Here is a 22,796-nt window from a genome sequence, read left to right on the forward strand (position 1 = left end):
CACGAGCGAGGAAGAGGAGAACCCATGCGGGACACCGCATCCGCCGCCGAGCCGGTCCGCTCCCGCGGCGCCGACGAGGACGCCGTGCTGCGCGCCGCGCGGCTCAAGGTCGCCTCGGTGGTCGTGGGAGCACCGGTGCTGCCGGCCGAGGCGACGTGGCAGGACCTCGTCCTGCGCGTGTCCACAGCGGACGGACGCGCGGAGGCCGACGAGGCGTGGGAGGCCGCCGGGGCGCAACCGCACGTCGCCGCCGACCGCCTGGAGCGCTACGTCCGCCGCGCCCGGCAGCAGGCCACCGACGCGCCCGACGCGGCGCACACCCGCGAGGGGCTGCTCTCGGCGGAGGAGGTCGAGGAGGTCATCGCCGCCGGTTCCGGTCCCGTCCGGCCGCTTCCCGGACGTCGCCTCCACGAGTTGTTCGAGGAGCGGGTGCGGCGGCACCCCGACGCGGTCGCCGTCGTGCACGGCGCCACCACCCGCAGCTACCGCGAGGTCAACGAGGACGCCAACAGGATCGCCTGGGCGCTGCACCGGCAGGGGCTGCGCGCGGAGGACGTGGTCGCCGTCGTCACCGAGCGCACGCCGGACTGGCTGGCCTCGGTGCTGGGGGTGTTCAAGGCCGGCGGCTGCTACCTGCCGCTGGAACCGCACTTCCCCGCGGGCCGGATGGCCAGGACGCTGACCCGCGCGGAGTGCCGCTGGGCGCTGGCCGACCGCGACGTGCCGCCGCTGGACGAGGCGCTCGCCGGGATCGACGCCGTCCACCGCCTGGACGTGCGCGACCTGCTCGACGGCGACGCGCCCACCCACGACCCGGCGATCACCGTCGCCGGTGACCAGCTGGCCTACGTCTACTTCACCTCGGGCTCCACCGGCGAGCCCAAGGGCGCGCTGTGCGAGCACGACGGCTTCCTCAACCACGTCTACGCCAAGATCGAGGACCTGGGCATCCGGGAGGGCGACACCGTCGCGCAGACCGCGCCGCAGTGCTTCGACATCTCGCTGTGGCAGCTGGTGGCCCCGCTGCTGCTGGGCGGTCGCACCCTGCTGGTCGAGCAGGAGGTGGTGGTCGACGTGCACCGGTTCGTCGACCTGCTGGCCCGCCACCGCGTCGAGGTCGCCCAGCTCGTGCCGACCTACCTCGAACTCCTGCTGGCGGAGCGGCCCGACGCCGCGGCCGCGCTGCCGGACCTGCGGGTGATGGCGGTGACCGGGGAGGCGTTGAAGAAGGAGCTGGTGCGCCGCTGGTTCGGCGTGTTCCCCGGCGTCCCGCTGGTCAACTGCTACGGGCTCACCGAGGTCAGCGACGACTCCAATCACGGTGTCATGCGCGAAGTTCCCGGCCACCGGTCGATCCCGCTGGGCGAGACGATCCGCAACTGCCGGGTGCACGTGGTCGACGAGCAGCTGCACCTGGTGCCCATCGGCGCGCCGGGCGAGATCGTGATGGCCGGGGTGTGCGTCGGCCGGGGCTACGTCAACGACCCCGACCGCACGGCCGCGGTCTACGGGCAGGACCCGTACCGGCCCGGCGACCGCCTCTACCGCTCGGGCGACTTCGGCCGCCGGTTGCCCTCCGGTGACTTCGAGTACCTGGGGCGGCGCGATTCCCAGGTGAAGATCAGCGGGTTCCGCATCGAGATCGGCGAGATCGAGGACCGGCTGCTGCAGGTACCCGGGGTGCGCGCGGGCGCGGTCGTGGTCGCCGGGACCCAGGACGATCCCCAGCTCGTCGCCTACTACACCGGCGACGACGCCCCCGAGGGCGCCGAGGTGGCGCGGTCCTTGGGCACCGCCCTGCCCGACTACATGGTGCCGCCCCGCCTGTACCGGGTCCTCGAACTCCCGCTGTCCAGCAACGGCAAGGTCGACAAGATCACCCTCGCGGCCCGCGCCGGCGACACCGAGGACGCGGCGGGAGACACCGGCGCGCCGGAGCTGGCCACCGACACCGAGCGGCGCGTCGCCGACCTGTGGTCGAGCCTGCTGCACGTGCCGGTGGAGCGCATCGGCCGGGAGTCCCGCTTCGCCGAGCTCGGCGGCACCTCGCTGTCGGCCATCCGGCTGTCGATGGCGCTCGACCGCGTGGTGAGCGTCGCCGACCTCAAGGACACCCCCACGGTCGCCGAGGTCGCCGCCCTGGTCGACAGCAAGTCGGGCGCGCCAGTCCCGAACCCCGCACCGGCGCAGGACGTTCGACCCCGGGCGGTGGCGACCGAACCCGACCGGCTGCGCGTCCTCGACACCGCCGACGGACCCGATCCCGCCGCGCGCGCCACCGCGGCCCGGTCGGCGGCGCGGGCCGCACTGGCCGAGTCCGGTGCCGTCCTGCTGCGCGGCCTCGGCGTCGGCACGCACGACGACGTCGCCGACGTCGCCGCCGCGCTCGGCGTCGAGGCGATGGCCGAGCGCGAGAGCTTCGCGCCCCGCACCGCCCACCCGCGCCACGTCTACTCCGGCAGCCACTGGCCCGCCGACGAGCCGATGTGCATGCACCACGAGCTCAGCTACGCCGACACCGTCCCCGGCACCCTCGTGTTCGGCTGCCTCACCGCGCCCGGCAGCGGCGGGCGCACCACCGTCGCCGACTCCCAGCAGGTCCTCGCCGCCCTGCCGCCGGAGCTCGTCGACCCCTTCGAGCACCACGGCTGGCTGCTGCGCCGCAACTACCACGACGTGGGCGTGGCCTGGCCGGACGCGTTCGGCACCGGTGACCGCGCGGCCGTGGACGCCTACTGCGCCGCCGTCGGCATCGAGAACACCTGGCTGTCCGAGGACCGGCTCGTCACCCGGCAGCGCCGCGCCGCGGTCGTGCGCCACCCCGACACCGGGGAGCGGTGCTGGTTCAACCAGATCGCCTTCCTCAACGGGCTCACCGTGGACCCGGCCGTGCGCGAGTACCTCACCGACGTCTACGGCCCCGACGGTCTTCCCTTCGACACCGCCGCCGGTGACGGCACCCCCGTCACGGCCGAGGTGGTGGAGGGCATCAACGCCGTCTACGACCGGTTCACCGTCGGCGAGCCGTGGCGCGAGGGCGACGTGCTGCTCGTCGACAACATCCGCACGGCCCACGCCCGCGAACCCCACGACGGACGGCGCGACATCGCCGTCGTCCTCGGCGACCCCGTCGCGCTGCCCGGCCACGTGCTGCCGGTCGGCGAGGCATCCACCCCCGCTCGAAAGGCCGATCTGCCATGACACATCCCGCCGAGGAGTACGACGTGCTGGTCGCCGGAGGTGGTCCGGGCGGGGCGTCCGCGGCGACCTTCGTGGCGATGCAGGGCCACCGGGTCCTGCTGCTGGAGAAGGAGGAGTTCCCCCGCTACCAGATCGGGGAATCGCTGCTGCCGTCCACCGTGCACGGGATCTGCCGCCTGCTGGGCGTCGCCGACCAGGTCCACGAGGCCGGGTTCGTGCGCAAGCGCGGCGGCACCTTCGCCTGGGGCTCCGGTTCCGAGCCGTGGTCGTTCGACTTCGCGCTGTCGGAGAAGTTCGCCGGGCCGACGTCCTTCGCCTACCAGGTCGAGCGGGCGAAGTTCGACCAGCTGCTGCTGGACAACGCCCGCAGCAAGGGCGTCGAGGTGCGGGAGCGGTGCGCGGTGAGCGAGGCCGTCGAGGAGGACGGCCGGGTGTGCGGCGTCCGCTACACCGACGCCGACGGCGTCGAGCGCACGGCTCGCGCCCGCTACGTCGTGGACGCCACCGGCAACTCGAGCAGGCTGCAGCGGGCCGTCGGCGGCGAGCGCCGCTACTCCGAGCACTTCCAGAACCTTGCGCTGTTCGGCTACTTCGAGGGCGGCAGGCGGCTTCCCGAGCCCAACAGCGGCAACATCACGTGCGTGGCCTTCCCCTCGGGGTGGTTCTGGTACATCCCGCTGAGCGACACGCTCACCTCGGTCGGCGCCGTCCTCCGCAAGGACTGCGCGGACCGGGTGCGCGGCGACCGGGCCGAGGCCCTGGGCTCGCTGATCGACGAGTGCCCGATCATCGCCGACTACCTCTCCGACGCCCAGCGGATCACCGAGGGCCGCTACGGCGAGGTCCGCGTCCGCAAGGACTGGTCGTACCTGCACGACACGTTCTGGCGGCCCGGCCTGGTGCTGGTCGGCGATGCGGTGGGCTTCATCGACCCGCTGTTCTCCTCGGGCGTGCACATGTCCACCTACAGCGCGCTGCTGGCCGCGCGGTCCCTCAACACCGCGCTGCGGGGCGAGCTCGACGAGCGGGAGTGCTTCGCCGAGTACGAGGCCCGGTACCGCAAGGAGTACCAGACCTTCCACGACTTCCTGGTCACCTTCTACGACGTCAACCGCGACGAGCAGCAGTACTTCGAGGAGGCCAGGCGCGTCACCGGCGATGCCGCGCCCGGCGCGCAGGCGTTCGTCGGCCTGGTCGGCGGCGGCGCCTCCGACGAGTCGGCGCTGACCTCGGAGTCCTACCGGGACAAGCGCAAGCAGCAGCTGCACGAGCTGTCGCGCGGCGTGCACTGGGAGGGGCACCGGATCCAGCTGCAGGCGGCCTTCGGCGAGGCCGCCGACGACGTTCCGGTCACCGACGGCGGGCTGATCGCCAGCCTCGACGGCATGCACTGGGAGCGCAGCGCCGAGCCGGTGTAACGGCGGGCAGCGCGGATGCCGGGCGGTGGGCCCGGTCCCTAGCCTCGCGCCGACGGCGCACGCATCCCACGGAGGTACCCGCATGGCGTCCCACGTTCGTTACCGCAAGGACGGTCACGTCGCGCGGGTCACCCTCGACCGGCCCGAGGTCCTCAACGCGATGGACCTGCAGATGCACGCCGAGCTCGGCGAGGTGTGGGACGACGTGGAGGACGACGACGACGTCCGCGTCGTGGTGCTGGCCGGGGCCGGCGACCGCGCCTTCTCCGTGGGTCAGGACCTGCGGGAACGCGCCGCGCTCGACGCCGACGGCGCGCAGCGGACGTCCTTCGGCAGCCGCGGCCTGCCGGGCTGGCCGCGGCTGACCGAGCGGTTCGACCTCACCAAGCCGGTGGTCGCGGCCGCGCGCGGGTACGCGCTCGGGGGCGGGTTCGAGCTGCTGCTGGCGTGCGACATCGTGGTCGCGGCCGACGACGCGGTCTTCGGCCTGCCCGAGGTGCGGCTGGGGCTGGTTCCCGGTGCGGGCGGTGCTTTCCGGCTGGCGCGCCAGCTGCCGTTGCGCAAGGCGATGGGGCACCTGCTGACCGGCAGGCGGATGTCGGCGGCCGAGGCGCACGGGTTCGGCCTGGTGAACGACGTGGTGCCCGCCGAGGAGGTGGACGCGTGCGTGGAGGGCTGGGTGGCCGACCTGCTGGCGGCGGCCCCGCTGGCGGTGCGCGCGGTCAAGCAGGCCGTGCTGCGGTCGGTGGACATGCCGATCGAGGACGCCTTCGTCGCCGAGTACCCGGAGGAGACCCGCAGGCGGGCGAGCCGCGACGCCGTGGAGGGACCGCGCGCCTTCGCGGAGAAGCGCGATCCCGCCTGGCGCGGTGAATAGCGCGACCCCGCGCAATCGGGTCCCGTTCTCCTCGATTTACCATTGTCGCAACGCGATGTGTGAATTCGCGTCGCGCGCTGAATCGCGGAAGCGCCGATGGTTTCCATCGCATTGCGCGAATGTGAGTTCTCGCGTCCGAGAATCGATCTTATACCCGCGATCGATTCCGAGGAAGAGGGAAACCATTAGACGTGCGCGGCTTCAAGGGTCGTGCGCTGGTCCTTCGGGTCGGGTTGGCCTGCGGTTCTCCATTTGATGAACGAGGCGATTACTTTGGGTGATCGAGCGTGCACAATATCGTTTAGCCGCTTTAGTTCAATGAAAGTACTAGTTTTGCGGCGTTGACTCGACCAGTGGTGTGCGGGTTCGATCGTCATGTCATCCGGAAGTTCCCGACAACCTCTCGAATCCGCTTGAATCCGCTCGGTTGGGCGTGAAAGAGGCGCAGGCATGGCGTGGTCCCCTGAAACATCGCTCGGCTCCCCGACGCCGCCGACCGGCGGCGCTCCCGAGAGGTGCGACCGGTGAGGGGCGCGCCGGAAGCCACCGGCGGAGTCCAGACCTGCCGCGCCTGCGGGGGCGAGATCGCCGCGCACTCGGCGGGCGGACGACGTGAGGCGAAGTTCTGCTCCAACGCCTGCCGGCAGCGCGCCTACCGGCAGCGGGTGTCGGAGAGCAGAGCCGGTGCGGCCTCGACCGTCGGACTGCTGGAGCAGCTCGGCAGCTTCGTCGGCCGCGAGGACGAACTCCTCGCGCTGAGCCGCTACATCCGCGACGACCGGCTGGTCACCGTCACCGGCGCCCCCGGCGCGGGCAAGACCCGCCTGGCCGTGGAGGCCGCCGCGGTCGAGCAGCGCCGCGCGCGGCACCACGTCATCTACGTCGAACTCGCCTCGATCAGCGACCCGGACAAGGTGATGTCCCGAGTCGAAGCGGAGCTCAAGGGCACCGAGCGCGACGGCGACGCCCGGCTGCTGGTGCTGGACAACTGCGAGCACGTGCTGAGCGGGTGCAGCCGCACCGTCAACGCGATCCTGTCCCGCCACCCCGACCTGCGGGTGCTGGCCACGAGCCGGGAACCGCTGCGCCTGCCCGGCGAGGTCGTGCACGTCGTGGACGGCCTGCCGTGCGAGGACGCCGACGACGCCGCGGTGCGGCTGTTCGTCGAGCGCGCGGCCGCGGTGGTGCCGGGCTTCGAGCTCACCGACGACAACGCCGCCGACGTGCGGGAGATCTGCGCCCGCCTCGACGGGCTGCCGCTGATGGTGGAGCTGGCGGCGCTGCGGGTGCGCGCGTTCCCCGTCGCCGAGATCGTCCGCAGGCTCGGCGACAGCGCCAACCTGCTCACCACCGGCTGGGCGACCGCCCCTCCGCGGCACCAGAGCCTGCGCGCCGCCGTCGGCTGGAGCTACGACCGGCTCGCCGAACCGGAACGCGCCCTGGCGCGCACGACCTCGGCGCTGCGCGGCGAGTTCGGCGTGACGGCCGCCGCCACGGTCGCCGCCGCAGCAGGTATCGACGCGGCGGAGGTGCCGGAACTGCTGGCCTCCCTCGAATCGAAGTCGCTGATCGCGGCCGTGCCCGGTTCCGACGAGGCCCGCTTCCGGATGTCCGGCAGCGTCCGGCACGTCGCCCGCGAGCACCTCGCCGACCGCGACGAGGCCGAACGCGCCCGCGAGCTGCTGGCCGACTGGATCGTCGCCGCGACCGGTGATTTCGCGCAGCACGGCGTGATGGACGGCGAGACCGCGGACTTCGTCCGGATCGAGCGCGGCCACGTCGAGCAGGTCCTGGGATGGCTGCGCTCGCGCGGCGACGACCGCGAGCTGCTGCTCGCCGCGGCGGCCGACGCCGCCGACCTGATGAAGGGCAAGCGCCCGACCGCCTCCGGCCGCGCCGCCGAAGCCCTCGAGTCCGCCAGCGCCGCGAACCTCTACCGGGGCGTCGCGCTGGCCACGGCCGCTGTGGTGTCGGGCGCGGCATCGGATTTCGAGCGGGCTGAGTGCTTCGCCCGCCAGGCGATCGCGACGTCCTCGGCCGCACCCCACGACTTCCTCACCAGCCGCATGTCGGTGATGGAGTACTTCCTGTCGGCGTCCTCGACGGACCTGGCCGACCTGCGGGCGCGGCTGCGCGTGAGCACCCAGCTCGGCGACACGATGATCACGGTGCTGTGCCTGTACGCGGCGATGCGCAGCGTGGTGGCCGACCTGGACCTGCTGGCCCGCCGCTCCTCGGCGGTGCTCGCCGTCCTGGAGCTCGTTCGCGAGTCCGGGCTCACCGGCCCGGCGCGCTGCGCCGAGTTCGTGCACGGCCTGCTGCTGTGCGAGCAGGAGCGCTACGAGGAGGCCGAGGAGCGGTTCTCCGCGCTGCTCGACGAGAGCGTGACCAGCGTGTTCGTCGGGTTCGTGTTCACCGCGCTGGGGCGCGCCGAGTACGCCCGCGCGCTGAGCCTGCTGGTGATCGTCGAGGCCAACGGGATCGACGAGTCGGTGACCGGCATCGAGTGGCTCTCGGAACGGCTGGCCAAGGCGGAAGTCGCCGCGCGCAACGCCCTCTCGGAATCCGCCGCCGAGCAGGCCCTGGCCGCGGGCGAGGCCCTGAGCGGCGTCGACGCCGTCCGGTTCGCCCGGCGGGAGGCGGCAGGCGACGCGGCCCAGCCGAAGCGGGAGGGCAGGCCGCTGAGCGACCGGGAGCAGAAGATCGCGAGCCTGGTGGCGAAGGGGCTGACGAACCGGCAGATCGCCGCGCAGATGTACCTGTCGGTGCGGACGGTGGAAACGCACCTGCGCAACATCCGGACGGCTCGGGGGCTGAACACGCGAGCGCACCTGGCCGCCTGGTACTCCCGCCACTACAAGCAGCAGCGCGTCTGATGCGTCCGGTGCGCTGCACTCAGGTGAGGTGGAACCGTCGTGCTTGACACAGCCGCAGGAGCCGAGGTCGTGCGCTCCTACTACGACATGGTGGACCTCGGCGACGTCGAGGGCCTGCTCCAGCTGTTCAGCGAGAGCGCCGTCTACCGCAGGCCGGGTTACGCGCCGCTGGTCGGCAGGGCGGAGCTGCGCGCGTTCTATGCCTCGCAGCGGGTGATCGACCACGGCAGGCACGAGCTGACCGAGCTGGTGTCGGAGCCGGGGAAGGTCGCGGTGCGCGGTACGTTCTCCGGCACGCTCAAGGACCGGAGCACCCTCGACGTGGACTTCGCGGACTTCTTCGTGCTCGAACCGTCGGGCCGGTTCTCGCGGCGCGACACCTTCTTCTACGTCCCCGCGGTGTGAGCGCGACCGCAGCGGCGGACCGGTCAGCCGGGCAGTTCCGCCTCGACCAGGTCCGCCGCGAGCCGGGACCCGTCGGCGGTCCCGGTCCGCTGCTGCTCGGCGGCGCAGCGGGCGGCCACCTCCGGGTCGTCGGCGAGCCGGGCAACGGCGGCGCGCAGCGCCTCCGCGGTCGCCTCGGCGGTGTCGAGGCGTTCGGCGACGCCGAGCCCGACCAGCAGGTTGGCGTTGTCGAACTGGTCGGCGGCCTGCGGGACGCAGAGCATCGGGGTGCCGGTGGCCAGGCCTTCCTGGGCGCCGCCGGCCCCGGCGTGGGTGATGAACAGGTCGGCCTGCCGCAGCACGTCCAGCTGCGGGACCCAGGAGTGCACCTCGACGTTGTCCGGTACCGGGCCGAGTTCCCGCTCGGTGACCTGCCTGCCGACCTGGAGCACCAGGTGCCAGTCGGGCAGCGCGCCGAAGGCGGCGGCGCAGGCCCGGTAGAAACCGGGCTGCTTGGTGAAGTTGGAGCCGAGCGAGACCAGCGCGATCCGCTTGCCCTCGGCCCCGGCGGGACGCTGCCACGTGCCCTGGTCGGCCCGGTCGTCCTGGCAGGCTCCGACGAAGCTGTACCGGCGGGTGTCGACGCGGTCGGCGAAGGGCTGGAGGGCCTGGGGGATGAGCACGAGCGTGCGCGGGGGATGGGACGAGAACTCGTCGGGATCGGTTCCGGCGAGCCCGTTCTCGGCGAGCCAGGAGTCCCACCGCGCGTAGTGCGCGCGGCCTTCGGGGGAGGCCTTCATCTCCTGCACCAGCTGCGCCCCGATCTCGTCCTGGTAGCCCTCCCAGGGCACCAGGTTGGGGCAGAACTGCACGTAGGGCACGTCCCAGCGGTGCGCGAGAACCCGTGCGGCCCAACCGGAGATGTCGCTGAGCACCAGGTCGGGAACGTCGTCGCGGAACAGCGCGTCCAGCTGCGGCAGCGCCTGGATCGCGTCGGTCAGGAACAGCTCGGCGAGTTCGATCCGGGAGCTGCCCCACGCCTCGGGCGGGTCCCCGGCGGCGGGCAGCGTGGATGTCCACACGCGCGGTTCGGCCCCGGTGGCGCGCACTTTCGCGACGAAGTCCCCTTCGTCCGGGATGGCGTAGCTGACCCGGTGGCCGCGCGCGGCCAGCTCCCGCACCGCCCCCAGGCTCGGATTCACATGACCGTGGTGGGCGATGCTCACCATCGCGAGATGGCTCATGCCAGCGACGTTAAGCGAACCGGCGAGCGCCGAACAACTGGCCGTTTCACTAGTTCACGCGCCCGCACGCTGGGAGAACAGGTCGAGGAGGACATCATGGCAGAAATCAGGCAGGTCCAGGTCGCCGGCGGTTTCGAGGTCTCGGTGCCGCAGCCGGAGGAGGTGCTGCTCGACGAGATCCAGTTCATCTACAACGAGATCTTCGTCGAACGCACCTACCTCCGGCACGGGATCCGGCTCTCCGAGTCGGCGCGGGTCGTGGACGTGGGCGCGAACGTGGGGATGTTCTGCCTGTTCGTCGCGAAGGAGTTCCCGGGCACCCGGATCCTGGCCTTCGAACCGATCCCCGCGACCCACCGCGCGCTTCGGGAGAACCTGGACCGCCACGGCGTGAGCGGTGCGGAGGTGGTGCGCGCCGCGCTCGGCAGCCGGCCCGAGGAGCGGGTGACCTTCACGTTCTACCCGGCGCTGCACGGCAATTCGACCCGCTACCCGGAGCAGAAGAAGATCAACCAGGACCTGATCGTCGAGCAGATCGGCCCGGACGCGGTGGAGCGCATCATGGGCGCCGTCGAGGTGGAGGCCGAGGTCCGGCGCCTGTCCGACGTCCTGCGCGACTGGGAACCCGAGGGCCGCATCGACCTGCTCAAGGTCGACGTGGAGGGCGCGGAACTGGAGGTCCTGCAAGGCCTCGACGAACCGGACTGGCAGCGGATCCAGCAGTGCGTCCTCGAAGTCCAGGACTTCGACGACCGCCTCAACACGATCCTCGAACTCCTCCACACCCACGGCTTCACCACCACGGTCGAACCCGCCCCCGACATCCCCGAAACCCTCCGCCAATCCATGGTCTACGCGATCCGGTAGAGCTGCTTCCAGCAGCGCGACATCAGTGCACCTCCGGCGTACGGCCGGAGCCGGTCAGGTGCGCGGTAGGTCCCAGACCACTCGTTTCGTGCGCGGGCCCCTCAGGAGTCCGCGGGTTTGGGCGGCGATCGCGGCCAGGGCGTTGATGGTCCAGTACGCCAGCGGGTAGAGGGGGAGCAGCGCGCACGCGTAGCCGAGTCGTGGATCGAGGCGCAGGTCGATGGCGGTGGCGACGGCGAGCTGCAGCATGGCGATCACCGCTATGCCCATGCCCCAGGCCAGCATCCACCGGAACTTGGTGTCGCCGGGGTGCAGGATCCAGTGCGTGACCCCGTACGCGGTCGACAGCAGCATGGTCAGCACCCAGATGTAGGACAGCAGGGCTTCGAGGGCGATCGGCCACAGGGCGACGTTGCGGAGTCGGAGCACGGTGCGGGCGTGGGAGCGCAGCACCTCTCCCTGGCCGCGGGCCCAGCGGGTGCGCTGCGCCCAGATCGCGCGGACCGTCTCCGGCACCTGCATGCCGACCAGGGCGTTGGGCGCGAATCCGGTGAGGTAGCCGGCTTCCAGGAGACGCCAGGTGAGCTCGATGTCCTCGGTGGCCATGCGCGGGTCGTAACCGCCCACGGCGAGCGCCGCGTCGCGGCGGAAGAGGCCGAGCACACCGGCCACCGTCCCGACGTGACCGGACAGTGCGTGGGTGCGGCGCATGAGCCCGATCAGCGACGCGGTTTCGAGGATCTGCATGGCCGTGATCACGCGGCCCCGGTTGGTCACGCGCGGGCTGCCCGCGATGGCCGCGTTGCGCGGAGAACGCAGCATCCGGATCACGAGGTGCTTCACCGCATCCGGGTGGAGGTGCGTGTCGGCGTCGGTGACCAGCACGAGGTCGTGCTCGGCGCGGCGCATCCCGTCGTTGAGCCGGTCGGCCTTGCCCAGGTTGACGCCGTCGTCGACCACCGCGATGCGGGGATCGCCGTCCGCTGCCGCGCGGGCCTCGGCCACGGTCCGGTCGCTGGAGCCGTCGTTGAGGACCAGCACCTCCAAGGAGGGGTAGTCCAGCTCGCGCAGCGCGGCGACGCAGCGGCTGATCACCGCTTCCTCGTTGTAGGCCGGGACGAGCACGGTCACCCCCGGCCAGCCCTCGGGCGGCCGGACGAGCGGGACGCGCTCGTCGAGCAAGCGGAACAAGGTCCCTACGACCATCCACGCCGCGCTCGTCACGACCGGGTAGAAGGCGAGGAACACCAGCAGGAGATCAACGGCCCGCACGGCGTTCCCCTCGGCGCTTCACGGCGTGGGCGCACAGCAGCGAGATGCCGAAGACGACGCACGACGCGGCGGTGACCAGGAGGAGCGTGCGCACGATGTAGGTGTGCCCGAGGAGAACGATGCCCACTCAGAAGGCCGCCACCCACAACACGGTGCCGAGCAGGAATCCCGCCAGGGCGCGCGCGGCGGAAGCGGGTCTGGTCGGGTCGAACCGGATCCGCGGGAAGTCGTCCCCTGCTCCCATGAACAGCCCCCGTCGTGCCGTGGCGGCCCGGTGCGGGCCTGGCGTTGGGGAAAGGGTAGGAGAACGCGCCGGGGTCCGCTGCGGCCGGCGGCGGGGCCCGGGTGAGGTGGAGATCGGCTGTTTGACGAAGCGCGCTGGTCGGTAACCGGGGTCTGTTGGCTTTCGACGAGAGGGGACCACGTGTTCTACCGAACCGGAAGCGCCGCACGCCGCTTCCCCGAACGAGCTACGGGAGACGCCGGATGGGCATGACGACCGCCGCGGTGAGCGGGCTGGTGACGTATGTCCGGAGCGTGACCAGCGGGTTGGGGGAGTTCACCACGGTCGACTTCGAGGTCGAGGAGTCCCCGGCGACCGTGCTGATCCTGCTGTCCTCCCGCGTGCCGACGCTGCCGGACTGCCCGCTGCTGCTGACCTGGGACGAGGTGAGCGGCTGGGCGCTGCGCGTCGAGACCGACGGCGAGGGCGAGACGACCCCGGTCTCCTACCTCGGCGAAGACGTCCTCCCACGACCGACCACCGTGCAGCAGTTCCTCCGAGCAGCCCTCCGAGGAGAAAGCCCGGGCTCGATCCAACCCCACGCCTTCCGCCGCCCCAACGCCCCAGACGACCTGGAGAACCGCCTCGAACACTTCCAGGACGCAGAACACCACTAGACCAACGGACTTCCGGACCCCTGACGTCGTGGGCGAACCCGGCGGTATGGGGGGAAGTTTTCATGAAAACTTCCCCCCTCCCCCACGTCGTGGAGCGCGTTCAACACCTTCACCGTCGCAGTGGGGACAGGGTCATCGGTGTCAGGCGCCCATCGAGCCTCGAGCGCGGAGGTCGGCGGCGACGCGCAGGAGCAGGGCTTCGAGCTCTGGTCCGGTGACGGCCGCTTCGCGGAGCTGGTCGAAGTAGCTCTCGTAGTTCTTGACGTCGTCGCGGGAGTCGAGGCGCTGTTGAGCGGTGATGGATTCGATCAGAACGTGGTCGTCGTAGAGCAGGAAGTTGGTCAGCGGGAAGACCGGCATCGCCGCGGTGAAGGGGATGACGCCGATCTCGACCTGGGTGTAGCCCGTGAGGGCGAGCAGCCGGTCGAGTTGGCCGACGAGCGTTTCCACGGTGCCGAACCGGGTGCGCAAAGCGGCTTCGCCCATGACGATCTGGATCTGCTGCTGCGGTTGGTAGAGGATCTGCTGGCGTTCCATGCGTTTCCCGACGATCTGCTCGGTCTCGTCTGAGCCGATGCCGTGGGACGCGGGACCGCAGGGCCGGGTGAGGACGTCACGGGCGTACGCGGCGGTCTGCAGCAAGCCGGGGATCATCGCGGGCTGGAACTCGGCGATGCGCGCGGAAGCCGCGTCCTCGTGGGCCGTGGTTTCCTGTTCGGCGACCGCGCCGCCGTGCCGACGGTAGCGCTGTCCGAAGGTCGCGTATTCGATCCGCGCGGCGCTGGCGAGTTCGTAGAGCTCGTCGAGCTGGGCCTGTGTGGCTCCGACGGCGTCGGCCCAGTCGCGGAGGTCGTCGTCGGTGGGGCGTTGGTTGCCCTGCTCGAGTTTCGAGACTCGCGTCTGGTGCCAGCCGAGGTGGCGCGCCAGAGCGCTTCCCGAGGTGAACGCAGCAGCGCGCAGCTCGCGAAGACGTTGGGCGAGCAGGGCTCGTTGTGGCGTGTTCGGGACCGGCACGGTGCTGCGAACTCCTCATGATCAGCGTGGGCGGTACTCACGCCAGAGCGAACACGGACTCGGACATAGTCGCTTAGATCAGGAATAGGCGTCTATTAGTTCCACCCATAAGCATGAGCTAACCGTGAACTAACCTGGTCGGCGATCGGTGTGCTGTGAGCTCAGAAGGCCGATCGGGTGGGGGAAGTTTTCATGAAAACTTCCCCCACGTCGTGGAGAGCGCTCCACAGCCTTCACCGTCGCAGTGAGGGCAGGGCTGGTAGCCGGGCGGTGGTTCGCCGTGCGCGAGGAAGCCGATAGCACCGCAGGCGCAGAGGACCGCGTCGCGTCCCTCGAAGTGGGTCGTCACGGGATTGGTTGCGAGTCGGTGTCGCACGCGTTCGCCGCGGAGGCCGATGGCGTACGGAGGGCCTTCGACGGTCGGAGGAGGCGCCGGCGGCAGAATCGCGTTGGCTGCGTCGCCGGGGAACAGATCGGCAGGAAGGGCCGCCAGGCACAGTTCGCAGCCCATTCCGGAGATCTCCGCGACGGGAACGAGAAGTGTTGCGGGAGCGGAGAATCCGCAGAGCGCTCGTCGTCGGTCGCACGTGTGGTGCTGCCCAGCCGGAAACGCGTGGATGACCTGGCGCGTTTGCGCGAAGAACTCGGGCCTCGGCCGGGCGAGGATGATCGGGCTCATCGCCCCTCCTCGGTGGGTGTGCGGGTGGACATGGCCTGCCCGCCCCGGTCGAGGGGGAGTGGGTCCGGGGCGGGCAGGTGTTCGCTCGCGCAGGTCGGTCGCGCTTCGGGGTGTCGCGCCCAGATCCAGCGAGTCGTGCGCCGCGCGCGGTGCACGAGCCGCCACTGCCGAACGAACCGGAGATCGGCGACCACCGCAGCCCACGGCATGACCACGAGCAGACCGAACAGGACGTAGAAGGTGGTCATGCCGCACCTCGTGCGGGAGGAGTGCCGGTGGGCGTGTCGAATTGCGCTGGTGGCAAGAGAATTCCGGCCAGTTCGTGCGCGCGGGTGTTGCAGGTCGTGCACGTGGGTGAGAACCAGGCTTCGGCGTTGCGGTTCGCGACCGGAGACTCTCCGCAGAGCGCCCTGAAGGTGTTCCCGTCGTTGGGGGTCACCTCGGTCGTCGCATGGCGGGCGCCAGTGCTCGGGCACCAGGTGAACGGGTGCGGGCGATAAGTCATGGATCCCCCGAGTGGTCAAAGGCGTGGGCGTGAGCCGGGCGGCCCCATTGCGCGACGTGGTCCCGTGATCACACTGCGTGTCCGATGGAGTACGGTCGCGACTTGTGTACTCGCAACTGTGAGGACCGAGGTGTTTGGAGAGCGGGTCACGCGTTGCCGTTGACTGTAACTTGTGTACTCAGATTAAGTGCACTCACAAACGGGTGAAATGCTGATCTAGCGTGGTTGCACGCGCGGGAGTTCGGAGGTGGGCGTGGCTCAGCATCAGCTGCCACCAGCGGTGATGAAGATCGTGTTGGGAAACGAGCTGGCGCGGCAGCGCGTCGAAGCGGGGCTGACGCAGGACGACGCCGCCTCGGTCTTGCGTTGTACTCAGCAGAAGATCGCGCACATCGAAAGAGGCAGCGGCATCCGGGCGATAGAGCTGGACGCGCTGCTGGAGCGCTACGGCGCCAGCGAGGATGACAGCGCCTACGCACGTGACCTTCAGGCGGAAGGCAACCGCCGCGCCAAGCGGGGAGCGTTCAGCTCCCGGTTTCGGCAGCACATGCGTCTCTTCGTTGATATGGAGCCGAGTTGTCAGCGAATCTTCGCGTATCGCGCGTTGGTGCTGCCCGGGTTGTTGCAGACCGAGCGCTACATGCATGTGCTGTCCCGGGCCTGGCGGCCGTCGTTGGGACGAGATCAGATCGAGCGCGATATCGCTGACAGGCTTGCTCGCCAAGAGGCGCTGGACAACACGGATCAGCAGTTCTGGTTCGTCATCGACGAGGCAGCACTCCACCGGATCACCGGGACCCCGGAAGTTGTCAAGGAGCAGGTCATGGCACTCGTTGCTGCCCTGGACCGGCCCAACGTCGATATTCAGGTCGTTCCCTTCGCGGCCGGTTACTACATGGGCCAAGGTCACGATTACTCGATCTTCGGTTACGACACCAAGCCAGCCGTGAGTATCGTTTACCTCGAACAACACGATGGTGGAACGTACGTCGACGACGCCAAGCGGACTTCTGGATACCTGACGTTGTGGGACCAGCAGAAGGCGGCGGCGTCGGGGCCGGAGCAGACGCGCCGCTTCTTGCTTGAACTCGTCGACGGCCTCTAGCCATCGGGCATGACCGCGATGCACGAGGGGTGACAGCAAGATGATCAGCAATAACTCGAACATGGAACGTGGCGGTGCGCCGGTCGGTGTTTGGTTCAAGAGTTCGCTGAGTCATCCCAACGGCAACGACTGCGTCGAGGTCTTCTTCGAGGTCGGGCGGGCGCACATCCGGGACAGCAAGGACGGTGGTGTTGGACCGTCGGTCGTGGTGCCCGCTGAGCTGTGGCAGTCGTTCCTCGACGAGGTCGTCGGCGACGGTGGGGCGAATTCCGCGATCCGGGTCGATGTTGAGTCCAGCGGTGGAGCCACGATTCGTTCGCGTGACGACGACCAGGTGGCTCTGTCCTACACGCCGGGGGAGTGGACGGCCTTCGTCGCCGGTGTCCGCAACGGCGAGTTCACCCTCCCGGACGCGGCGAGGCTCGCGGCCTGAAACCGGGCCCTGCCCGCAAGCGCCGTGCCGAATCCTCCGGGCTAGCGCCCGATTTGGGGCATGGGGACGTGGGCTTGGGTGGATTGGTCGTGGAAGGTGCCGAAGATCGGGTCCCACTCGGTGATGCTGAGGTCGGCGACCTGGTCCTCGATCATGAACGGGTCGGTGTCCAGGATCGCCCGAACCGCGTCGCGATCCGTTCCTCGAAACAGCAGCAGTGCTGAGCGGGTGCCGGTGTCGACCGCGGGGCCGGAGGCGACGAGGGAGCCGTCGTCGACGCGGGCGAGCAGCCAGTCGAGATGAGGTTCGAGGTACCGCTTCCACCCCTGCTCGTCCGGATGGCTGTAGTGCACGAGGAAGAACGCCATGATCATCCCCTCCGCTGAACCTGTCCACCGACAAGAACGCTCCCGAGCGAATCCTATTCCCGCGCAGGCACTGCCGACCCGGGCTTCAGCTGTTCGGACGGAGCCGGCGCAGTCTCGAACCGGCTAGGGGTGCGCGGTCGGTGCTCACGCCCGGGATGGTCAGGGGCCCCGAAGAGCGATCTTGGGTACTCGCGTTGGTGATGTCCTGGGCAGGGGGCAGTTTTAGTGAAAACTGTCCGGACATAACGGACATCGAGACCCGACAGTTATGGCTAAAACTGTCCCCTCCCGAACGCAAACGCGGAAGAGTGACCAGCTTCCCGGGAGCCGTCACCCACATCCGCGACAACCGGGAGGGCGAAGGCCGGGGTGCGGCGGCCGGGAGCGGCCGGGCCGTGGTTGCGACTGGTCGAGAACCGGATTGACACTGCTCGGCAGGTCGAAGTGCCCGATCGTGCAGGCGCATCCGACGGAGAGGCGGCGGAGGAGACCATGGTGCGTTCGCCAGGCGAAGAACATGCCCCGGTCGCCGCGACGGCGAGGTTGACGGGCGGAGCGCTGGTGGCCGGCGCTTCGATCGTCGCCGCGCTGGGTGGCCTGCTGTTCGGCTACGACACGGGCGTGGTCGCGGCGGCCCTGCCCTACATCAGCGACGCGTTCCGGCTCGGCGAGACGATGAAGCAGGTGGTGACCGCTTCGCTGCTGGCGGGCGCGGTGGTCGGTGTGATCGTCGGTGGCAGGGTGGCGGACCGGTTCGGCCGCAAGCGGACCCTGTTCGGCGTGACCGTCCTGTACGCGCTGGCGACGCTGGGTTCGGCGATCTCTCCCGGTTCCGGGGGGCTCATCGCGTCGCGGGTGTTCCTGGGCGTGGCGATCGGCATTTCCTCGCTGGTCGTACCGACCTACATCGCCGAGCTCGCACCGCCCCGGAACCGGGGCAGGCTCGTGTCGCTGCACCAGTTCATGGTGACCGTCGGGATCCTGCTGGCATACCTCGTCGGCTACGGCCTGTCCGAATCCGCCTCGTGGCGCTGGATGATCGGGGTCGGCGTGCTGCCCGCGGTGCTGATGTCGGTGGGGTTGCTGGCACTCCCGGAATCACCGCGCTGGCTGCTCTCCCACGGAAGGGAAGCCGAAGCGCGCGACGTGCTCACCCGGACCCGGCGAGCCGGCGAGGTCGAATCGGAGGTCGCGGAGATCCGCGAAGCGGTCCGCGCGGAGGGGCGCATCACCGTCCGCGAACTGCTCGGTCCGCGCTACCGCCGGTGGATCTCGGTGGGCGTCGTGGCCGCCGGGGCGAGCCAGGTCGTCGGCGTGAACGCGATCATCTACTACGTGCCGACGATCCTGGAGGACGAGGGCTTCGGCAAGACCGCGGCGATCGGCGTGTCGGTCGCGATCGGGGTCGTCAACGTGCTGTTCACGGTGCCCGCCCTGCTGTGGATCGACCGAGCGGGCCGCCGCCCCTGGATCCTGGGCGGCACGGCGCTGATCGTCCTCGCGCTCGTGGCGATCGGGATCGTGTTCCTGTTCCCGATCCAGGGCGCGACCGTGGCCTGGCTGATCGTCGTGCTCATGATCTACGAGTCGGCGTTCGCGTGCAGCCTCGGGATTGCGATCTGGCTGGTCAACAGCGAGATCTTCCCCAACAACGTGCGAGGCCAGGCGGCGTCGTTCGGCATCGTCACCCACTGGGCGATGAACCTCGTCGTGTCGCTGACCGTCCTCACCCTGATCACCGCGCTCGGCGCCTCGGTGGTGTTCTGGATCTACGCGCTGCTCGGCGCCCTGTGCCTGGGATACCTCTACCGCTGGCTCCCGGAGACCAAGAACCGCAGTCTGGAGGAGATCGAAGCCGCCCTCACCCCGGACCGCACCCACGAGCGCTGACCGGGTTCGGCCGTGGTGCTACTGCGGTTCGTCCGGGGTGATTCGGCGGAGTCGGGAGTTCTGCAGGTCGTCGCGGTTGCTGTAGGTCACGGCCGGGATCTTCAGCAGGTCCGACAAGCCGGGGAAGGTTCCGGGGATCTCGGAACCGTGCACCCTGATCGGGTTCCCGTCACGGCTCCGGTGCGTCGTGGCGTGCGAGGGTCCCGACTCCACCAGGTACTTGCCCTGCTTGCCTCTGCCCTTGCGGTCCTTCCCGACGACCTGGTCGGCGTAGGTGTTCATGGTCGCGGCCCGGCGGTGGTAGGTGTCCGGGTCGGAGTCCTCGTCGCGCGCCGGACGGCCGTCGATGCCCCGGACCCGGATGTTCTCCTTCCGCGCCGCCGCGAGGAACGCCGTCAGTCCGGGCCTGGTGGTGAAACCTCGGATCCTGTCGTAGTTCGAGGTGAACTCCTTCAACCCGTCGGACATGACTCCCGACGCCAGGTACTTGTCGACGTCCACTTGATAGGAGTCGTCGCGCAGGCTCTCCAGGTACACGGTTTTGACTCCGGCCGTCTTGAGCCGGGACAGGTTGGTGACCAGCAATTCCCAGGTGGGGCTGCCGGTGTGCTCCTCCCCGATGAGGACGCCGTCGTGCGGCCCCGCGAGCAGGCCCTCCACGCCCGCGATCACGCTGTCCGCTTCCTTGAGGACGTCGTCGGTCCCTGTGGTCCGGGCGGTGACCGAGCTCGGATCCTCGTTCTGCGCCCGGTGTCGTGCGGCCAGTCGTGCCGCGTCGGCGGCGAGTTTCCGATCGCGCGCGTCCTGCTGGGCCCAGTACGGGGCGGTTCGCGAGTCCCGGCGCCCCATGTGTTCCAGCATCTCGTTGTGCGTGGTTCGGCCGTCCTCGAAGTACTCGTGGTTGAACGCGGCGTCGCTCAGCGCGCTGCGCAGGAAGGGTCTCTGCTCGTTGAGGGTCTGCGGGTCCTGGCGGATCGACAGGCGCTGCTTCTCGCGGTCCAGGTTCGGGTCGCCCTGCGCCCTGTCCTCGATCCTCCTCCAGTTCGCCTCGTCGGTGATCTTGTTCGGCGACTTTCGCTCCGGCTGCCTGCGGCTCTCCCGCTTCAACTCGCCTTCGGTCGTGCGAGGCCCGCGGACGTGCAGCGCGTCTGAGCCGGGGTGCTGGTGCAGCTGTTCCTCGGTGAGGTCGCGCTGCCACCCGGAGCGGAGGCCGGAGCGGAGGCCGGACCGGCCCGCGAGCATCCGCGAGACCGCGATGTTGCCGATGCGCCCCTGGAGAGCTCGGGCGGTCTGCGGTGTGACGTGGCCGGGATCGGGGACGGCGGGGGATTCCACCGGAGTCCGGGCCGAGCCGGCCTGCGGCGGCGGGTGGGTGTGACCCGCCGGCTCTTCGTCCCGGGTTCGCATGGCGGCTCCGCCTTCCTCGCGCGTTCGTCGGCTCCCACGCTCCGCGATCCCGTCGCTCGGGGACAGGGCTGGAGGGGCAACGTACGGGGGACGAACGGGAACAATCCGGCGCGCGGGGGCGCTCAGGCGGGTGTTGTGGTGGAGTCGCGGACGATGAGCTGGGACGGCATGTGGACGTCGTCGTGGCGTGGGGGTCCGTCGATCTGGCCGAGGACCAGATCGACCGCGAGGGTGCCGCCGTCGGTGATGCCGACGTGGACCGACGTCAGGCCCGGGTCGGAGACGGAGGCGACGTCGAGGTCGTCGATGCCGATGATGCTGAGGTCGTCGGGGCAGTGGCGGCCGAGTTTCCGGGCGCCCGCGCGGACTCCGAGCGCCACCAGGTCGTTGTAGGCGACGACGGCCGTGGCGCCGCTGGCCACCACCGAGGCCGCGGCGGCCAGACCGCCCGCGACCGAGGCCGACTGGGGGCCGACGACCGTGAGCCGGAGTCCCTGCTCGGCGCAGTGCTCCGACAGCGCGGCGTGACGGGTGCGGTCGGCCCACGAGTTCTGCGGGCCGGGCACGTAGACGACGTGCCGGTGGCCGAGGGCGCGCAGGTGCTCCGCTGCCTGGCGGAGGCCGTCGTCGGCGGCGATGAGCACGCTCGGCGCGTGGTCGGTCGTGGCGTTGATCGTCACCACCGGGGCCTTGGCCGCGATCTCGTCGAGGCGTTCCTGCGGGGAGCGGGGCGAGCAGACGATGATGCCGTCGGTGGAGGTCGCGAAGCGGTCGAGGGCTTCGCGCTCGCGGTCGCCGTCCTCGTTGGTGTGGGCGACCACCAGCTGGTGCCTGCCGTGCCACGCCTGGTCGTGGATCGAGCGCAGCAGCGAGGCGAACACCGCGTTGGCCAGGTCCGGGACCACCACGCCCAGCGTGCGGCAGGCCGGGGACGGGGTCTCGTAGCCGAGCTCGGCCGCGGCGGCCCGCACCCGCTGGAGCGTGGCCGGTGCCAGCCGGTCGGGATCGTTGAACGCCCGGGACGCCGTGGCGGGCGAGACCCGCGCCCGCGCGGCGACGTCGGTGAGGGTGGCGGACACGTGCGCTCCTTCATCGCGACGGCGGCGGGCGGACTCATTGTGCAAGATCGCCGCCGCCGAGTTGATCGCCGCCGGAGCGGCCTGACACCAGTGTGAAATAGTTGTGCAAACTTTGGCAAACATCTTGCAGCGGCTTCGTCGCCTCGCTTAGCCTCGTCGCCAACACCGTCGGCGAGGCGCCACCCCGGGCTGGCGCACGTCGCCGACGCACGCGAGTCACCAGGAGCTGATCACCGATGAAGGCCCTGTTCATCCACGGTGCCGAGGACATGCGCCTCGAAGAGGCCGCCGTTCCGGAACCCGGTGCGGGCGAGGTGCTGCTGCGGGTGCGCTACGTGGGGATCTGCGGTTCCGACCTGCACTACTACTTCCACGGCAAGAACGGCGAGAACCTGGTGCGCGAGCCCTTCGCCCCGGGCCACGAGTTCTCCGCGACCGTCGAGCACGACCCGAGCGGCGAGTGGGCCACCGGCACCCCGGTGACCGCCCACCCCGCGCGCTTCGGCACCCCGGTCGAGGGGATCGAGGACAAGCCGCACCTGTGGCCCGGCGGCGACTACCTCGGCAGCGCCGCCGACTTCCCGCACCGCCAGGGCGCGTCGGCCGACCTCGTCGTGGTCGAGAAGCACATGCTGCGCCGGCTGCCCGACGGGCTGTCGCTGAAGGACGCGGCGCTGGCCGAACCCCTCGGCGTCGCGCTGCACGCCCTGACCGTCGCCGGTGACGAGCTGGGCTCCCGCGCCCTGGTCCTCGGCGCCGGGCCGATCGGCCTGCTGGTCGTCGCGGCGCTGCGCGCCCGCGGGGTCGAGCACGTCGCGGTCGGCGACACCCAGGAGTCCGCGCTGGCCCGGGCCCGCCAGGTCGGCGCGCACGAGACGTTCCTCGTCGGCACCGACGAGGTCCCGGCGACGGCCTACCCGGTGGTGTTCGAGTGCTCGGCGGCGCCCGCGTCGCTGAGCCAGGCTGTCGTCTCGGCGAGCCGCGCCGGCGTGGTCGTGCAGGTGGGCATGCTCGCCGACGCCGCGATCGGGGTGAACCTCGCGCCGCTGGTGTCGAAGGAAGTGCAGCTGCGCGGCACGTTCCGCTTCGCCACCGAGATCGACGAGGCCGTCGAGATGCTCGCCGCCCACCCCTCCATCGCCGGGGTCGTGACCCACGTGCTGCCCGCGACCGAGGCGGTCGCGGCGTTCACCACGGCGAAGGACTCCGCCGCCTCCGGCAAGGTCCTCCTCGAGTTCTGACACCCCTCCGTGCCAGACGGCATCACCCACTGCTGA

At 70.5% G+C, this 22,796-nt stretch carries 21 protein-coding genes; 11 read left to right on the plus strand and 10 right to left on the minus strand.

All coding sequences use genetic code 11. The features are described 5' to 3' along the window. Positions 1-24 precede the first annotated feature (24 nt). The 5 genes from BM424_RS20460 to BM424_RS20480 all read left to right on the plus strand — a co-directional run bounded on the left by BM424_RS20460 (position 25) and on the right by BM424_RS20480 (position 8,777). Positions 25-3,201, plus strand: a complete 3,177-nt coding sequence (locus BM424_RS20460; protein ID WP_217649775.1) for a non-ribosomal peptide synthetase — start codon at positions 25-27, stop codon at positions 3,199-3,201. Then, complete coding sequence (locus BM424_RS20465) at positions 3,198-4,619, plus strand: FAD-dependent oxidoreductase (RefSeq protein WP_093420526.1); 1,422 nt, start codon at positions 3,198-3,200, stop codon at positions 4,617-4,619. The genes BM424_RS20460 and BM424_RS20465 overlap by 4 nt, the downstream gene beginning before the upstream one ends. An 82-nt stretch (positions 4,620-4,701) precedes the next feature. Beyond that, the gene (gene dpgD, locus BM424_RS20470) at positions 4,702-5,496 is read left to right on the plus strand and encodes an enoyl-CoA-hydratase DpgD (protein WP_093420528.1); all 795 of its coding nucleotides are present in this window, start codon (positions 4,702-4,704) and stop codon (positions 5,494-5,496) included. A 524-nt stretch (positions 5,497-6,020) separates the two neighbouring features. Then, positions 6,021-8,372 (plus strand): ATP-binding protein, encoded by a 2,352-nt coding sequence (locus BM424_RS20475; protein ID WP_093420530.1) that lies wholly within the window; start codon positions 6,021-6,023, stop codon positions 8,370-8,372. Between the two features lie 39 nt (positions 8,373-8,411). Continuing rightward, positions 8,412-8,777, plus strand: a complete 366-nt coding sequence (locus BM424_RS20480; RefSeq protein ID WP_217649776.1) for a nuclear transport factor 2 family protein — start codon at positions 8,412-8,414, stop codon at positions 8,775-8,777. A 23-nt stretch (positions 8,778-8,800) separates the two neighbouring features. Here BM424_RS20480 and BM424_RS20485 read toward each other — a convergent pair whose 3' ends face one another. After that, positions 8,801-10,000 (minus strand): macrolide family glycosyltransferase, encoded by a 1,200-nt coding sequence (locus BM424_RS20485; protein ID WP_245776006.1) that lies wholly within the window; start codon positions 9,998-10,000, stop codon positions 8,801-8,803. A gap of 96 nt (positions 10,001-10,096) precedes the next feature. On the opposite strand from BM424_RS20485, the gene BM424_RS20490 reads away from it, so the two are divergent. Further along, positions 10,097-10,867 carry an FkbM family methyltransferase gene (locus BM424_RS20490; RefSeq protein WP_175548189.1) on the plus strand — a complete coding sequence of 257 codons (771 nt, stop codon included), beginning with the start codon at positions 10,097-10,099 and terminating at the stop codon, positions 10,865-10,867. A gap of 54 nt (positions 10,868-10,921) precedes the next feature. Here BM424_RS20490 and BM424_RS20500 read toward each other — a convergent pair whose 3' ends face one another. Together BM424_RS20500 and BM424_RS28955 are read right to left on the minus strand one after the other, a co-directional pair. Further along, positions 10,922-12,139 (minus strand): glycosyltransferase family 2 protein, encoded by a 1,218-nt coding sequence (locus BM424_RS20500; RefSeq protein WP_217649777.1) that lies wholly within the window; start codon positions 12,137-12,139, stop codon positions 10,922-10,924. Next, on the minus strand, positions 12,126-12,266 hold the full coding sequence (locus BM424_RS28955) for a hypothetical protein (RefSeq protein ID WP_175548190.1): 141 nt from the start codon (positions 12,264-12,266) through the stop codon (positions 12,126-12,128). The genes BM424_RS20500 and BM424_RS28955 overlap by 14 nt, the downstream gene beginning before the upstream one ends. A gap of 359 nt (positions 12,267-12,625) precedes the next feature. On the opposite strand from BM424_RS28955, the gene BM424_RS20505 reads away from it, so the two are divergent. Further along, entirely contained in the window at positions 12,626-13,039 is a 414-nt protein-coding gene (locus tag BM424_RS20505; RefSeq protein ID WP_093420539.1) for a DUF6292 family protein, read from the plus strand. A gap of 141 nt (positions 13,040-13,180) precedes the next feature. Here the strand turns inward: BM424_RS20505 and BM424_RS20510 are convergent, their stop codons facing one another. The 4 genes from BM424_RS20510 to BM424_RS29890 all read right to left on the minus strand — a co-directional run bounded on the left by BM424_RS20510 (position 13,181) and on the right by BM424_RS29890 (position 15,237). Beyond that, positions 13,181-14,053 carry a helix-turn-helix domain-containing protein gene (locus BM424_RS20510; RefSeq protein WP_093420541.1) on the minus strand — a complete coding sequence of 291 codons (873 nt, stop codon included), beginning with the start codon at positions 14,051-14,053 and terminating at the stop codon, positions 13,181-13,183. Between the two features lie 190 nt (positions 14,054-14,243). Continuing rightward, a complete protein-coding gene (locus BM424_RS28490; RefSeq protein ID WP_139274114.1) occupies positions 14,244-14,732 on the minus strand; it encodes a hypothetical protein in 489 nt (162 codons plus the stop codon). After that, the gene (locus BM424_RS20515) at positions 14,729-14,980 is read right to left on the minus strand and encodes a hypothetical protein (RefSeq protein ID WP_093420543.1); all 252 of its coding nucleotides are present in this window, start codon (positions 14,978-14,980) and stop codon (positions 14,729-14,731) included. Before BM424_RS20515 ends, BM424_RS28490 begins: the two co-directional genes overlap by 4 nt. Beyond that, entirely contained in the window at positions 14,977-15,237 is a 261-nt protein-coding gene (locus BM424_RS29890) for an HC3 family zinc finger protein (RefSeq protein WP_139274115.1), read from the minus strand. The genes BM424_RS20515 and BM424_RS29890 overlap by 4 nt, the downstream gene beginning before the upstream one ends. 253 nt (positions 15,238-15,490) lie before the next feature. On the opposite strand from BM424_RS29890, the gene BM424_RS20520 reads away from it, so the two are divergent. Together BM424_RS20520 and BM424_RS20525 are read left to right on the plus strand one after the other, a co-directional pair. Beyond that, positions 15,491-16,342, plus strand: a complete 852-nt coding sequence (locus BM424_RS20520; RefSeq protein WP_093420712.1) for a helix-turn-helix domain-containing protein — start codon at positions 15,491-15,493, stop codon at positions 16,340-16,342. 40 nt (positions 16,343-16,382) lie between these two features. Further along, a complete protein-coding gene (locus tag BM424_RS20525; RefSeq protein WP_093420545.1) occupies positions 16,383-16,775 on the plus strand; it encodes a DUF397 domain-containing protein in 393 nt (130 codons plus the stop codon). Positions 16,776-16,816: 41 nt separating this feature from the next. Here the strand turns inward: BM424_RS20525 and BM424_RS20530 are convergent, their stop codons facing one another. Beyond that, positions 16,817-17,143 (minus strand): YciI family protein, encoded by a 327-nt coding sequence (locus tag BM424_RS20530; protein ID WP_175548191.1) that lies wholly within the window; start codon positions 17,141-17,143, stop codon positions 16,817-16,819. A gap of 561 nt (positions 17,144-17,704) precedes the next feature. On the opposite strand from BM424_RS20530, the gene BM424_RS20535 reads away from it, so the two are divergent. Then, positions 17,705-19,033 carry a sugar porter family MFS transporter gene (locus BM424_RS20535; protein ID WP_245776007.1) on the plus strand — a complete coding sequence of 443 codons (1,329 nt, stop codon included), beginning with the start codon at positions 17,705-17,707 and terminating at the stop codon, positions 19,031-19,033. A gap of 18 nt (positions 19,034-19,051) precedes the next feature. On the opposite strand, the gene BM424_RS20540 is transcribed toward BM424_RS20535, so the two are convergent. Together BM424_RS20540 and BM424_RS20545 are read right to left on the minus strand one after the other, a co-directional pair. Next, positions 19,052-20,440: a hypothetical protein gene (locus BM424_RS20540; protein ID WP_093420552.1), complete on the minus strand. Its 1,389-nt coding sequence runs from the start codon at positions 20,438-20,440 to the stop codon at positions 19,052-19,054. Positions 20,441-20,562: 122 nt separating this feature from the next. Continuing rightward, positions 20,563-21,519, minus strand: coding sequence for a LacI family DNA-binding transcriptional regulator (locus BM424_RS20545; RefSeq protein ID WP_093420554.1), 957 nt, complete (start codon positions 21,517-21,519; stop codon positions 20,563-20,565). A gap of 236 nt (positions 21,520-21,755) precedes the next feature. Here BM424_RS20545 and BM424_RS20550 point away from each other — a divergent pair, with 236 nt between their 5' ends. Then, positions 21,756-22,760, plus strand: a complete 1,005-nt coding sequence (locus BM424_RS20550) for an L-idonate 5-dehydrogenase (protein ID WP_093420556.1) — start codon at positions 21,756-21,758, stop codon at positions 22,758-22,760. Positions 22,761-22,796: the final 36 nt, after the last annotated feature.

The organism is Saccharopolyspora flava, assembly GCF_900116135.1.
GTDB classification, from domain to species: Bacteria; Actinomycetota; Actinomycetes; order Mycobacteriales; family Pseudonocardiaceae; genus Saccharopolyspora; species Saccharopolyspora flava.

Excerpts from the sequence above, each read along its gene's own strand:
- BM424_RS20530 (WP_175548191.1), bottom strand. The coding sequence starts at position 17,143 with ATGGCGTTCTTCCTCGTGCACTACAGCCATCCGGACGAGCAGGGGTGG.
- BM424_RS28490 (WP_139274114.1), bottom strand. The coding sequence starts at position 14,732 with ATGAGCCCGATCATCCTCGCCCGGCCGAGGCCCGAGTTCTTCGCGCAA.
- BM424_RS20505 (WP_093420539.1), top strand. The coding sequence starts at position 12,626 with ATGGGCATGACGACCGCCGCGGTGAGCGGGCTGGTGACGTATGTCCGG.
- BM424_RS20465 (WP_093420526.1), top strand. The coding sequence starts at position 3,198 with ATGACACATCCCGCCGAGGAGTACGACGTGCTGGTCGCCGGAGGTGGT.
- BM424_RS20550 (WP_093420556.1), top strand. The coding sequence starts at position 21,756 with ATGAAGGCCCTGTTCATCCACGGTGCCGAGGACATGCGCCTCGAAGAG.
- BM424_RS20540 (WP_093420552.1), bottom strand. The coding sequence starts at position 20,440 with ATGCGAACCCGGGACGAAGAGCCGGCGGGTCACACCCACCCGCCGCCG.
- BM424_RS20485 (WP_245776006.1), bottom strand. The coding sequence starts at position 10,000 with ATGAGCCATCTCGCGATGGTGAGCATCGCCCACCACGGTCATGTGAAT.
- dpgD (WP_093420528.1), top strand. The coding sequence starts at position 4,702 with ATGGCGTCCCACGTTCGTTACCGCAAGGACGGTCACGTCGCGCGGGTC.
- BM424_RS29890 (WP_139274115.1), bottom strand. The coding sequence starts at position 15,237 with ATGACTTATCGCCCGCACCCGTTCACCTGGTGCCCGAGCACTGGCGCC.
- BM424_RS20515 (WP_093420543.1), bottom strand. The coding sequence starts at position 14,980 with ATGACCACCTTCTACGTCCTGTTCGGTCTGCTCGTGGTCATGCCGTGG.
- BM424_RS20460 (WP_217649775.1), top strand. The coding sequence starts at position 25 with ATGCGGGACACCGCATCCGCCGCCGAGCCGGTCCGCTCCCGCGGCGCC.
- BM424_RS20490 (WP_175548189.1), top strand. The coding sequence starts at position 10,097 with ATGGCAGAAATCAGGCAGGTCCAGGTCGCCGGCGGTTTCGAGGTCTCG.
- BM424_RS20525 (WP_093420545.1), top strand. The coding sequence starts at position 16,383 with ATGATCAGCAATAACTCGAACATGGAACGTGGCGGTGCGCCGGTCGGT.